This is a genomic window from Lactobacillus sp. B3795 (assembly GCF_026535805.1).
Taxonomy (GTDB): Bacteria; Bacillota; Bacilli; order Lactobacillales; family Lactobacillaceae; genus Apilactobacillus; species Apilactobacillus kunkeei_C.
The window spans coordinates 72,568-84,995 of sequence record NZ_JAFNPE010000006.1; the positions used below are offsets into that span (position 1 = coordinate 72,568).

General features: G+C 37.8%; 14 protein-coding genes. All 14 read right to left on the reverse strand.

Going from position 1 to position 12,428, the window contains the following annotated elements; genetic code table 11:
• Positions 1 to 23: 23 nt before the first annotated feature.
• On the reverse strand, positions 24 to 1,019 hold the full coding sequence (locus tag J3U50_RS03665) for a rod shape-determining protein (RefSeq protein ID WP_301945579.1): 996 nt from the start codon (positions 1,017 to 1,019) through the stop codon (positions 24 to 26).
• A gap of 64 nt (positions 1,020 to 1,083) precedes the next feature.
• A complete protein-coding gene (gene murA, locus J3U50_RS03670; protein ID WP_301945580.1) occupies positions 1,084 to 2,391 on the reverse strand; it encodes a UDP-N-acetylglucosamine 1-carboxyvinyltransferase in 1,308 nt (435 codons plus the stop codon).
• A 25-nt stretch (positions 2,392 to 2,416) separates the two neighbouring features.
• Positions 2,417 to 2,632 carry a DUF1146 family protein gene (locus J3U50_RS03675; protein ID WP_080695557.1) on the reverse strand — a complete coding sequence of 72 codons (216 nt, stop codon included), beginning with the start codon at positions 2,630 to 2,632 and terminating at the stop codon, positions 2,417 to 2,419.
• Positions 2,633 to 2,763: 131 nt separating this feature from the next.
• Positions 2,764 to 3,186 carry a F0F1 ATP synthase subunit epsilon gene (locus J3U50_RS03680; RefSeq protein WP_034532079.1) on the reverse strand — a complete coding sequence of 141 codons (423 nt, stop codon included), beginning with the start codon at positions 3,184 to 3,186 and terminating at the stop codon, positions 2,764 to 2,766.
• A gap of 12 nt (positions 3,187 to 3,198) precedes the next feature.
• Positions 3,199 to 4,605, reverse strand: a complete 1,407-nt coding sequence (gene atpD, locus J3U50_RS03685; protein ID WP_034532076.1) for a F0F1 ATP synthase subunit beta — start codon at positions 4,603 to 4,605, stop codon at positions 3,199 to 3,201.
• 23 nt (positions 4,606 to 4,628) lie between these two features.
• Positions 4,629 to 5,531, reverse strand: coding sequence for a F0F1 ATP synthase subunit gamma (locus J3U50_RS03690; protein ID WP_034532074.1), 903 nt, complete (start codon positions 5,529 to 5,531; stop codon positions 4,629 to 4,631).
• A gap of 21 nt (positions 5,532 to 5,552) precedes the next feature.
• Positions 5,553 to 7,082 carry a F0F1 ATP synthase subunit alpha gene (atpA, locus tag J3U50_RS03695; RefSeq protein WP_301945581.1) on the reverse strand — a complete coding sequence of 510 codons (1,530 nt, stop codon included), beginning with the start codon at positions 7,080 to 7,082 and terminating at the stop codon, positions 5,553 to 5,555.
• A 31-nt stretch (positions 7,083 to 7,113) separates the two neighbouring features.
• Positions 7,114 to 7,656: an ATP synthase F1 subunit delta gene (gene atpH / locus J3U50_RS03700; protein ID WP_054608035.1), complete on the reverse strand. Its 543-nt coding sequence runs from the start codon at positions 7,654 to 7,656 to the stop codon at positions 7,114 to 7,116.
• Positions 7,646 to 8,182: a F0F1 ATP synthase subunit B gene (gene atpF / locus J3U50_RS03705; protein WP_041152750.1), complete on the reverse strand. Its 537-nt coding sequence runs from the start codon at positions 8,180 to 8,182 to the stop codon at positions 7,646 to 7,648. Before atpF ends, atpH begins: the two co-directional genes overlap by 11 nt.
• Before the next feature lie 52 nt (positions 8,183 to 8,234).
• Positions 8,235 to 8,447 carry a F0F1 ATP synthase subunit C gene (atpE, locus tag J3U50_RS03710; protein WP_041152751.1) on the reverse strand — a complete coding sequence of 71 codons (213 nt, stop codon included), beginning with the start codon at positions 8,445 to 8,447 and terminating at the stop codon, positions 8,235 to 8,237.
• A gap of 27 nt (positions 8,448 to 8,474) precedes the next feature.
• Complete coding sequence (gene atpB / locus J3U50_RS03715; protein WP_080997890.1) at positions 8,475 to 9,191, reverse strand: F0F1 ATP synthase subunit A; 717 nt, start codon at positions 9,189 to 9,191, stop codon at positions 8,475 to 8,477.
• A gap of 283 nt (positions 9,192 to 9,474) precedes the next feature.
• Positions 9,475 to 10,107, reverse strand: a complete 633-nt coding sequence (gene upp, locus J3U50_RS03720) for a uracil phosphoribosyltransferase (protein ID WP_034534733.1) — start codon at positions 10,105 to 10,107, stop codon at positions 9,475 to 9,477.
• 12 nt (positions 10,108 to 10,119) lie between these two features.
• A complete protein-coding gene (glyA, locus tag J3U50_RS03725; RefSeq protein ID WP_301945582.1) occupies positions 10,120 to 11,361 on the reverse strand; it encodes a serine hydroxymethyltransferase in 1,242 nt (413 codons plus the stop codon).
• 30 nt (positions 11,362 to 11,391) lie between these two features.
• Positions 11,392 to 12,411 carry an L-threonylcarbamoyladenylate synthase gene (locus J3U50_RS03730; RefSeq protein WP_054608033.1) on the reverse strand — a complete coding sequence of 340 codons (1,020 nt, stop codon included), beginning with the start codon at positions 12,409 to 12,411 and terminating at the stop codon, positions 11,392 to 11,394.
• Positions 12,412 to 12,428: the final 17 nt, after the last annotated feature.

Here is a 12,428-nt window from a genome sequence, read left to right on the forward strand (position 1 = left end):
TTATCACTTTCTTATATTAATCTTTATTTTTTGCTTTCTTGTTTGTTGATATGTTCAAGTAATGCACCGGCACCCTTAGCAACATTATCTAGAGGACTTTCAGAAATTAACACTGGCACAGTTAATTCTTTTGAAATTGCGTGGTCGATACCTCTTAATAAGGCACCCCCACCAGTTAGCATGATTCCTCTGTCAACAATATCAGAAGCTAATTCAGGAGGAACTACTTCTAAGACATCCTTAGCAGCATCAATAATTTGGTTAACAGTATCTTCAACAGCCTTTTGTACTTCTAAACTGTTTAGAGTAATAGATCTTGGCATACCACCTAATACATCTCTACCACGAACTTCCATTTCTTTTACGTCAGTTTCGTTTGGATCTGCAGTACCAATGGTAATCTTAATCTTTTCGGCAGTGTGTTCACCGATAACCAATCCATGTTTATCCTTTATGTAAGAAACGATATCACTATTCATTACATCACCGGCTACACGAATGGACTTACTTGCAACAATATCACCTAATGATAACACGGCGATGTCAGATGTTCCACCACCCATGTCAATTACCATGTTTCCTTTTGGTTGGAAAATGTTCATTCCGGCACCAATTGCAGCAACTTTAGGTTCTTCTTCGATGTAAACTTTACCACCACCGGATTTTTCAGCAGCTTGAATAATTGCTTTTCTTTCGATGTTAGTAATGTTTGTTGGGGCACAAATCATAGTCTTTGGTTTTGACATGAAACCTTTAACGCTCAATTTGTTGATAAAGTATGTAAGCATCTTTTCGGTTACATCAAAATCAGAGATAACCCCTTCTTTAAGCGGTCTAATTGCACGAATGTTACTTGGTGTTCTACCAACCATTCTGTATGCTTCAGAACCAACTGCTAATAATTTGTTTGTCTTAATATCTACCGCAACAACTGATGGTTCGTTTAACACGATTCCCTTTCCTGTTACGTAAATTAAAACATTGGCAGTACCTAAGTCAATGCCGATATCTTTTACCATTTCTCTCTTCCTCCTGAGTTAACTCATATGTTAAATATTATATCATATCGCTCTATAATTGATTTTACTTTTGTGAAGTTTTACTAAATGAGATTTCCTCATTATCTTTCATGTCCACTCTCTTGATGTCAGCACCTAATTTGGCTAACTTAACATGAAAATCGTAATATCCACGATCTAAGTATTTTAGGTTTCTAACGATAGTAATACCGTCAGCAACTAAACCTGCTAAAACAAGTGCTGCAGCAGCTCTCAAATCAGTTGCAGCAACTTCCGCGCCACTAAATTTAGTTGGTCCGTTTAAGACCACACTCTTCCCGTTGATTCTAAATTTAGCGTTCATTCTAGCTAGTTCATCCAAGTGCATGAAACGATTTTCAAACACTGTTTCAGTCAATAAACTACTACCTTGAGCAGCTAATTGTAAAACAGTCATTTGAGGTTGCATGTCTGTTGGGAAACCTGGATATGGAAGTGTCTTTACGTCAACAGGCTTTAATTCGTCTGGACCAATGACACGAATACCATTTGATTCTTCCTTAACAGTTACACCCATTTCTTGCATCTTAGCGATTAATGGTTGATTGTATGATGCTTCAGCATCTTCAATTAAGATGTTACCACGTGTTAATGCAGCAGCTACCATGAAAGTACCTGCTTCAATACGGTCTTGTAGGACACTGTGGTCAACACCGTGTAGCTTACTTACACCCTTAATCTTAATCTTGCTAGTACCTGCACCCATAACACTAGCACCCATCGCATTTAAGATGTTGGCTAAGTCAACAATTTCTGGTTCTTGAGCCACATTTTCGATGATGGTTTGACCTTCTGCTAATGTGGCAGCCATCATAATGTTTTGAGTAGCACCAACACTTGGGAAATCCATGTAGATTTCGGCACCCTTTAGCCCGTCTTCAGCAAAAGCTTCAACGTATCCATCGTGTTGTTCGATTTTGGCACCTAGTGCTTCAAAACCTTTCAAATGAATATCAATTGGACGAGAACCAATTGCACATCCACCAGGTAATGCAACCTTAGCATGACCTAATCTGGCCAATAGTGGTCCCATTACTACGATTGATGCTCTCATCTTTGAAACATATTCTAATGGAGCTTCGTATGAGATTTGGTTAGTAGCATCAAAACACATTTGATTCTCATTAGTGTTAAAGTCAACTTTTAAGTTCAAGAAGCGTAAAACTTCTTCCATTGTATATACGTCTGATAATAGTGGTACGTTATTTAAAACTGTTTTTCCTTCACTGGCTAAAATGGTAGCAGCCATTATTGGTAGGACAGCATTTTTTGCACCTTCAATGTGGACGTTACCGGTAAGGCGTTGGCCTCCCTTAATCACGATTTTATCCACTGGTAACCCTCCAGTAATTTCAATTTTAATGATTTATTGTCATGTTTATTACCCATATAAAGAAAGATCCTGACACATATCCAATACAGATAGATAATAGAATTATTAAAATTCGGTACTGATTAATGTGCATTTTGACATATCTCTCTAGATGAATATCATTTAAACTCCAAAAAGCTAATCCAATAAAGAATAATTGAATAGCTAAATCTAAGAAAGAATTAATATTTGATGATTCCATAATATCTCCATTCTTTATAGCAACTATAACATAAAATTTTGATTTTGTCTTTCTAATCTTCACTAACTATATATTAATTTGTTTTTTATTTATGTATCAAAAAAGGTCTGCATTTAATGCAGACCTCTTTCTTAATGTTTAGCAACATGAATTCGGTTAATAGCTCTTCTCAAAGCAACTTGGTTTCTTAAGATTTCTTGGTTATCATGCTTTTGTCTAGCGATTTCCAATGCCTTTTGAGCACGGTCTCTCGCAGCAGCGGCACGATCAACATCGATATCCCCTTGCTTTTCGGCACTATCTGCAATAACAGTTAAGTTATTGTTTGAGAATTCAACGAAACCACCGTTAACGGCAATTTCATCTACATCTGAACCGGATTTTACTTTTACTTCGTCAACTTCCAATGAAGCTATTACGGGAACATGATTAGGCATAATTCCTAATTGACCACTCTTGGTTCTAACAATAACCAAGCGAGCATCTTCACGTTCATATACCTTACCATCAGGAGTAACGATACTAACGGTTAATACTGAGTTGTTATCAGCCAATTAGAACCCTCCTTAGTTGTTTTGCTTCATTTTTTTAGCATTTTCAACTACGTCTTCAATAGGTCCACAGTTTCTAAATGCATCTTCAGGAAGATCATCATACTTACCATCTAGGATAGCTTTGAAACTTTCAACAGTCTTGGCAACTGGAACATATCTACCTGGTAAACCAGTAAATGTTTCAGCAACACTAAAGCTTTGTGATAGGAAGAATTGAATACGACGTGCACGACCAACAATGGTCTTTTCTTCGTCAGATAATTCATCCATACCTAAGATAGAAATGATATCTTGAAGTTCATGGTATCTTTGCAATACTTGTTGTACTTCAGTTGCAACCTTGTAGTGTTCTTCACCAACAATTGATGGATCTAGAGCAGCTGATGTTGATGCTAATGGATCAACGGCTGGGTAGATACCTTGTTGAGTTAATGAACGTTCCAAGTTGGTTGTTGCATCCAAGTGAGCGAAAGTAGTTGCAGGAGCAGGGTCGGTGTAATCATCGGCAGGAACGTAAACGGCTTGAATTGAAGTAATCGCACCATTCTTAGTTGAAGTGATACGTTCTTGCAATTGACCCATTTCAGTAGCCAATGTAGGTTGGTAACCTACGGCTGATGGAATACGACCTAACAATGCGGAAACTTCAGTACCGGCTTGAGTAAATCTAAAGATGTTATCAATGAACAATAGAACATCGGTACCAACTTCGTCACGGAAGTATTCCGCGATAGTCAAACCAGTTAAAGCAACACGCATACGTGCTCCAGGTGGCTCGTTCATTTGACCATATACCATGGCTGTCTTGTCCAAGACACCTGAACCTTTCATTTCAAAGTACATATCGTTACCTTCACGAGTACGTTCACCAACACCGGTGAATACTGAGATACCGTTATGTCCTTGAGCAATATTATGAATTAATTCTTGAATTAAAACAGTTTTACCAACTCCGGCACCACCGAACAATCCAACTTTACCACCACGAATGTATGGTGCTAGTAAATCGATAACTTTAATACCGGTTTCTAGAATTTCTGCAGATGGATTTAATTGATCGTAACTTGGAGCTTGTCTGTGAATTGGCCAACGTTCTGTATCGTCGCCAAATTCAGGACCACCATCAATTGGTTCACCAAGAACGTTAAATACACGACCTAGAGTGTTTTCACCAACAGGAACTGAAATAGGAGCTTTAGTATTTTCAACTTCCATTCCACGGCGTAAACCGTCAGTTCCGTCCATGGCGATAGTTCTAACAACACCGTCACCTAATTCAAGGGTAACTTCTGTAACTAAAGTTTCGTTATCGTCTTTGTGTACACGAAGAGCGGTGTTGATGTCAGGTAATTCAACGTCCGTTGGGAATTCAACGTCAACGACTGGTCCAATAACTTGAATAATCTTACCAGTACTCATTTTCGTTAATTCCTCCCGTCATATTAGTGCTTCAAAGCTTCTTGACCACCGACAATTTCAGTAATTTCGGTAGTAATAGCAGCTTGTCTTGCACGGTTATATTGTAGTTCTAATCTAGAAATAAGATCTGATGCATTGTCTGAAGCAGATTGCATAGCAGTTGAACTTGATGAATGTTCTGAAGTCTTAGCATCAAGGATTGCTCCGAATACTAAACTTTGTGCGTATTGAGGTAATACAACCTTCAATACAGCTGATTCGTCAGGTTCAATTTCATATTCAGCACTAAAGTCATGTGCCTTAATGTCTTTGCTTGATTCTTCTTCAAATGCTTCGCTATCCATAGGTAGCATTTTTTCAGCTCTAAAAGTTGAAGAAATACGGTTAACAAAGTGTGTGTAGCAAACGTATAACTTGTCAAACACACCATCTTCAAACATTGAGTTTGCAGTCTTAACGATTTCTCTAACTTCAGCGAAAGTAGGAATATCAGAAACGCCACGGTATTCATAAGCCACGTTTACATTACGGTTCTTATAAAAGTCAGCACCATTTCCACCTACAGCTAAAATCATGTAATCATCAGGATTTGGAGTGTGTTCTTCAATAAAGTTATTAGTTTCTCTAATCACATTACTGTTGTAACTTCCTACCATTCCACGATCAGATGTAATAACTAGGTATGCTGTCTTACCAGACTTGTGGTCAGACGCATTACTTGAGGAATTAATTTTGTCTAACAAATGAGACTGAGCTAAATGCATTACAACAGCCTTAACACGAGAAACATATTCCTCATAATTACTGGTATGCTTTTGAATACGGTTTAACTTTGCAGTAGAAACCATTTGCATCGCAGTAGTAATTTGACGTGTATTTCTGGTTGATGCAATACGATGTTTAACATCATTAATAGATTCAGCCATTAGTTCTCACCATCCTTCAAGCTAGTTATTTTGTGTTTCTTCTTGCTTACTTGGAGTGAATGATTTAGTAAATTCATCAACTGCATTTGCTAAATCATCACCTTCTGGTAACTTACCAGTGTTTACAATTGTATCTAGTAAATCACGGTGTGAAGCGTCGAAGAAGTTGAATAATTCAGTTTGGTAACGTTGGATATCGTCAACGGCAATGTTGTCTAGGTATCCGTGAGTCAAACTAAATAGAATAAGTACTTGTTTTTCGACAGGTAGTGGAGCGTGAAGAGGTTGTTTTAGAACTTCTTCAGTACGAGCACCACGGTTCAACTTAGCTTGAGTTGCATCATCCAAGTCTGAACCGAATTGAGCAAAGGCTTGTAGTTCATGATATGAAGCTAGGTCAAGTCTCAAAGTACCTGCTACTTGTTTCATCGCTTTAATTTGAGCGTCCCCACCAACACGAGAAACTGATGTACCAGCATCAATGGCTGGACGAGTTCCTGAATAGAACATGTCTGAGTTCAAGAAGATTTGACCATCAGTAATTGAAATAACGTTGGTTGGAATGTAAGCTGAAACGTCCCCTGCTTGAGTTTCAACAATTGGTAGAGCAGTCATTGAACCGCCACCTAACTTGTCTGATAACTTAGCAGCACGTTCTAGTAAACGTGAGTGGGTATAGAAGATATCACCTGGATATGCTTCACGACCAGGAGGTCTACGAAGAATAAGTGATAGTTCACGGTAAGCGTTGGCTTGTTTTGTTAAATCATCGTAGACAATCAAAACATGCTTACCTTGGTTCATAAAGTATTCACCAATAGCTGCACCAGCGTAAGGAGCAATGTATAGTAATGGAGCTGGTTCAGAAGGACCGGCTGACAATACGATTGTGTAATCCATTGCGCCAAACTTTTCTAGAGTAGCAACTTGTGAACGGACAGTTGAGTCCTTTTGTCCAATCGCAACGTAGATACAAATCATATCTTGATCCTTTTGGTTCAAGATAGTATCAACAGCGATTGAAGTCTTACCTGTTTTTCTATCACCGATGATTAATTCACGTTGACCACGGCCAATTGGAACTAACGCATCGATTGATTTAATACCAGTTTGTAATGGTTCAGAAACACTTTGTCTGTCCATGATACCTGGAGCTTTCTTTTCAATAGGACGAGATGATTCAGTCTTGATATCACCCTTACCATCAATTGGTTGACCTAATGAGTTGATGGTTCTACCCACCATTTCTTCTCCAACAGGAACTTCCATGATTTTACCGGTACGTTTAATAGTTGCACCTTCACGAATATGTGTACAGTCACCTAAAACAACAATACCTACATCGTTACTTTCAAGGTTTTGAGCCATACCATAGATTCCGTTTTCGAATTCAAGTAACTCACCAGACAACGCATTATCTAAACCATGAGCACGAGCAACACCGTCACCAACGTAGGTAACAACCCCTGTTTCTTCAACAGCTAGGTCATCCTTGTAACCGGATAATTGTTGCTTGATTAGAGCACTGATTTCTTCAGCATTAATGCTCATAAAAGTTTCACCTCTTTGATAGATATTGTTATTAACTCAATAGAAGTTTTTTAATGTTGTTAATTTTTGTCTTAACACTTCCATCAAAAATAACGTTCGATGATTTTAGAATTACACCACCGATTAGACTTTGATCAACTTTGTTATCTAGGATAACTTCGTTGGCACCTACACGCGCCTTAAAGACGTCTGCAAGTTTTTGCTTTTGTTCGTCGGATAGAGGAACTACAGATAGTGCATCAGCATGAACAATCTTATTCTTTTCATTGTAAGAACGTTCAAATTCTTCCACAATCAAAGTAAATTCATCCATTTTGTTAGCACCTAATAAAACTTTTAAAAGGTTCTTAACAAATTCGACGTCAGAATTGTCAATCAAAGGTTTGATTAAACTTTCTTTTTTGTCTTCTGGAAAGCTTACATCAGTTAAAACTCGACTTAGTGATGAATTATCATCAAAAACTTGTTTGATAGATAATAATTCACTCAAACCGGCTTCAACTTGATTTTGTTCTTCAAGCACTTCATAAAGTGCTTTTGAATAGCGTTTTGCGAATGTGATTTTATCTAGCATCTTGCTTCCCCAACCCTTCAATATAAGAATCAATCAATGCCTTTTGATCGTCAGCTTTTAATTCTTTTTGAATGATCTTAGAAGCAATTTCAATAGATAAATTGGCCACATCATTTTTGGTGTTTGCTAAAGCATCTTTACGTTCTTGTTCAATATCTTTTTGAGCAGAAGTCTTGATACTTTGAGCATCGTTTCTAGCAGTTGTGATAATTTGGTCACTTTGTACTTGAGCAGATTGCTTGGCGTTGTTAATAATGCCAGTTGCATCTTCTCTAGATTTTGCTAAGGCGTCTTCACGTTGCTTTGCTAAATCTTCAGCGTCCTTACGTGACTTTTCTGCAGAATTGATGTCATCGGCAATCTTGTTAGCACGTTTTTCCATCATTTCTGATAATGGCTTCCATGCAAATTTCATGATAAGAATCATCAAGATGATGAAAACAAGAGCTGTAAAAATCATGTTACCGTAGTACAATCCACCACCATCAGTCACAGCGACAGTTGGCAATAATGAATGTGAAAGCATCTATTGACACCTCCTTAATTGAGAATAGAAGAATTACTTTACCTTTATATTATTATTTAGCCATGTATACGAATGATAGAACTAAAGAAATAATAGGTAGAGCTTCGACCAAACCAACACCGATAAACATGTTAGTTCTTAATTGACCAGTCATTTCTGGTTGTCTAGCCATTCCTTCAATAAATTTAGAAATAACGATACCATCACCGATACCCGCACCAATAGCGGCACCAGCCATAGCAATACCAGCAGCTAATACACCCATGGTAAATCCTCCTTATAATAAATAAAATTATTCCTCAGGTTGAATCTTTTGAGAAATGTATACGAATGTTAAGGTTACAAATACGAATGCTTGAACACTTCCGATAAAGATTGAGAATGCTTCCCAAATCATTGCAACAAGTACGGATGGGATGTATCCCAATACACCGTAACCTAGTGCTAATTTAGATAGCAATCCTAGAAGTAGTTCACCTGCGAAAATATTACCATATAGACGCAAACCAAGAGTTAGGAAGTTAGCTAACTCTTCGAAGACATTCAATGGCAACCATAACTTAAATGGCTTCAAGTATGTACTTGAGAAGTAACCCTTGAATCCAAGCTTTGAAACTCCTGCGAAATGAGCCCATGCCAACGTGATAGCGGCCAATGTCAAAGTGACAATTGGATCTGACGTTGGACTTTTAACATAGGCAACCCCATTGTAATCAATTTGGAAAAGTAGTCCCATTTGGTTAGAAATGAAGATGAATACGAATAGTACAAAAGCAAATAGACCGTAAGCCTTGGCTTTAGCACCTTCAACAGAAGTGTTAACAATTCCGTTGGTGAAATCAACAATCATTTCAAGCAAGTTTTGTTTTCCTGATGGAATCACTTGTAGCTTTCTAGAACAAATGAATACAAATAAGAATACGAAAACTGCGGCAACCGTAACGGAAACCATGTTTCCAATATTGAATGTAAGCCCAAATAGCTTAAATGTGGATATTGGATCATTCACAGATTATCACCCCTTTTCGCAACCTAAGCATACTAAACATTAATGTTACATTAATTCACATTAACGATAGTTTTAACTCTTAAGATGATGTATTTCTCTTTCAAAATACAATAAGATAGTACCACCATTCAGGCTTCATTTCAAAATAAAATAACTATTTAACAGTTTTTTTACAAAAATTACAATTTGTGCTTTACAAATTGTAAAAAATGTATCTTAGACTTTTAGTATAAAGTTATACATAAATAAAAAATCCATCGCAAAAAAACGACGGATTTTTATTTTATTTAGTTCCGAATAGACGATCTCCGGCATCACCTAGTCCAGGTACAATGTAACCGTTTTCTAGATGATCATCTAACGCAGCAGTGTAAATATCTACGTCACCATGGGCTTTTTGAAGCGCTTCCACACCTTCGGGAGCAGCTACCAAGCACACAAATTTAATATTACTTTCGTCGACACCACGCTTAATTAAAGCATCGATTGCCATGATGGCAGAACCACCAGTAGCAAGCATTGGATCAACAACAAAAATTTGACGTTTGTCAATATCACTTGGCAATTTCACAAAGTATTCGTGTGGTTCTAGGGTTTCTTCATCACGATACATACCGATGTGTCCAACCTTAGCGGCTGGGATTAGGTCTAAAATACCGTCTACCATCCCGATACCAGCACGAAGAATTGGCACAACAGCCACCTTCTTACCTGATAGTTGCTTTGCATGTGCGATACCTTGTGGAGTTTTTACATCAACGTCTTCTAGTGGCATATCTCTAGAAACTTCGAAAGCTAACAATGAAGCAATTTCATTTACAACTTCACGAAATTCTCTAGTTCCACAATTTTCATTTCTAATAATAGTTAACTTGTGTTGAATCAATGGATGATTCATTACTTGAAATTTTCCCATGATTAATCTCCTTTAATCAAAAATTGGATGTGATTGGGTTAATTGGGATACTTCTTCTCTTACTTCGTTTAGAACATTTTCATCGTCATGATTTTCAATTGCACGTGTTATCATTTTTGCAACTTTACGTGAATCTTTTTCATCGAACCCTCTAGAAGTAATCGCAGGAGTTCCTAATCTTAATCCACTTGTAACAAATGGACTTAGTTTCTCATCAGGAATTGCTTCCTTATTAGTTGTAATCTTAAGTGAATCTAATAGGATTTGTGCTTCTTTCCCATTTAATTCAGTGTTGGTTAAGTCTAAGACCATCAAGTGGTTATCTGTACCATCAGATACCACCTTGATAGTATCACTGTTGTTAAATTCATCAGCCATAGCAGCTGCATTTTTAATAACTTGTTTTGAGTATTCTGTAAATGCTGGTTGCAAGTCTTCAAAGAAACAAGCAGCCTTACCAGCAATCACGTGTTCCAATGGTCCACCTTGTGATCCTGGGAACATTGCAGAATTGATCTTCTTAGCATATTTTTCGTTAGACAAAATCATTCCACCACGAGGTCCTCTTAGAGTCTTGTGAGTGGTAGTAGTTACGACATCGGCAATTCCGATGGGACTTGGATGTAATCCGGTAGCAACTAGTCCAGCAATGTGGGCCATATCTACCATTAAGTATGCGCCAACTTCGTCGGCAATTTCTCTGAACTTATTCCAGTCGATGATACGGCTGTATGCAGAAGCCCCAGCAACAATAATTTGTGGTTGAACTTCTTTAGCAATTGCTAAGATATCATCGTAATTTAAACGTTCAGTCTTTGGATCTAAACCATATGAGAATGATTGGTAAATCTTACCTGAGAAGTTTACCTTAGCACCGTGGGTTAAGTGACCACCGGCGTTTAGGTCCATCCCTAAAATCTTATCTCCAGGCTTCAAAAATGCTGAGTACACAGCTTGGTTAGCTTGTGAACCTGAGTGTGGTTGAACATTAACATATTCAGCCCCAAATAACTTCTTAGCACGTTCAATCGCTAATGTTTCTGATTTATCTACAAATTCACAACCACCGTAGTATCTCTTACCAGGATAACCTTCGGCGTATTTGTTAGTTAAAACAGAACCTTGCGCAGCCATTACAGCGTTTGATGCAATGTTTTCTGACGCAATTAGTTCAATTGTGTTTTCTTGACGAGTTTGTTCATTCTTAATTACATCCCATAATTCTTTGTCTTCATTTTGGTAATCGTATTTCATGATAGAAGTGCCCCCTCAAAATTTACGTAACTATTTATTAAAATGTTTTTGTCCAGCAGATTTGTTCAATCTGTTCATGTATGCTTCACCAATGCCTTGATTTGCAAAACCTTGGGTCAAGATTGATTTTACTTCTTCTTCATTGTCAAAATGTCTTAGTCCTGCAAATAAAGCATGACTTGCTGATAAGACGGTATCTCCTAATGAAAATGTTTCGACATTATCAGGCCAATCAATATCGTTTAAAACAGTATCAGTTGCCATGACTCCGACAGTATGATCTTGTTGTGATGCCCACTTAGCTGCTTTCTTGAAGTCGCTTGTGGAATCAACAATATAGACTTGAGCTGATGGTGCATAGTGCTTGTACTTCATTCCTGGAGCCTTTGGAATTTGGCTAGCGGATAGATGTACTCGTTCATCTAGCACGGGTTTATTGATAATTTCTTCGATTTGTTCGGCTGAAATAGCACCTGGTCTTAAAATTGCAGGTTGGTCAGTCGACATATCTAAGACAGTGGATTCAACACCATATTGGCATTCACCGTCATCTAGAATTCCAGCAATCTTACCTTTTAAATCATGGTAAACATGCTTTGCCAAGGTAGGACTGGGTTTCCCAGATGTGTTAGCAGATGGTCCAACAATTGGCACCCCTGCTTTCCTAATCAATGATAACGTCACATCATTGTTAGGATTTCTAAATGCTGCAGTATCTAATCCACCGGTTACGGTTTTAGATAATACATTGTCTTTCAAATTAAAAATGATGGTTAATGGTCCAGGCCAAAATGTATTAATTAGCTTCTTTGCCTCATCAGACAATGGTTGTGCGTATCTTTCAACCATTTCTGGGCCGTCAACATGGACGATTAAAGGATTGTCACTTGGACGTCCTTTAGCCGCGTAAACTTGCTTAACTGCATCTTCATTAGTTGCATCTGCCCCTAAACCGTATACCGTTTCAGTTGGGAAAGAAACTAACTTTCCATCGACGATATCTTTAGCGGCTGCAGCTAAATCATCTGCAGTGTATATCTTTGTGTCCATATATAAATACATCCCCC

Coding starts and splice junctions, on each gene's coding strand:
- J3U50_RS03665 (WP_301945579.1), bottom strand. CDS start 1,019: ATGGTAAAAGATATCGGCATTGACTTAGGTACTGCCAATGTTTTAATT.
- J3U50_RS03675 (WP_080695557.1), bottom strand. CDS start 2,632: ATGGAATCATCAAATATTAATTCTTTCTTAGATTTAGCTATTCAATTA.
- atpD (WP_034532076.1), bottom strand. CDS start 4,605: ATGAGTACTGGTAAGATTATTCAAGTTATTGGACCAGTCGTTGACGTT.
- J3U50_RS03690 (WP_034532074.1), bottom strand. CDS start 5,531: ATGGCTGAATCTATTAATGATGTTAAACATCGTATTGCATCAACCAGA.
- atpA (WP_301945581.1), bottom strand. CDS start 7,082: ATGAGCATTAATGCTGAAGAAATCAGTGCTCTAATCAAGCAACAATTA.
- atpH (WP_054608035.1), bottom strand. CDS start 7,656: ATGCTAGATAAAATCACATTCGCAAAACGCTATTCAAAAGCACTTTAT.
- atpF (WP_041152750.1), bottom strand. CDS start 8,182: ATGCTTTCACATTCATTATTGCCAACTGTCGCTGTGACTGATGGTGGT.
- atpE (WP_041152751.1), bottom strand. CDS start 8,447: ATGGGTGTATTAGCTGCTGGTATTGCTATGGCTGGTGCCGCTATTGGT.
- upp (WP_034534733.1), bottom strand. CDS start 10,107: ATGGGAAAATTTCAAGTAATGAATCATCCATTGATTCAACACAAGTTA.
- glyA (WP_301945582.1), bottom strand. CDS start 11,361: ATGAAATACGATTACCAAAATGAAGACAAAGAATTATGGGATGTAATT.
- J3U50_RS03730 (WP_054608033.1), bottom strand. CDS start 12,411: ATGGACACAAAGATATACACTGCAGATGATTTAGCTGCAGCCGCTAAA.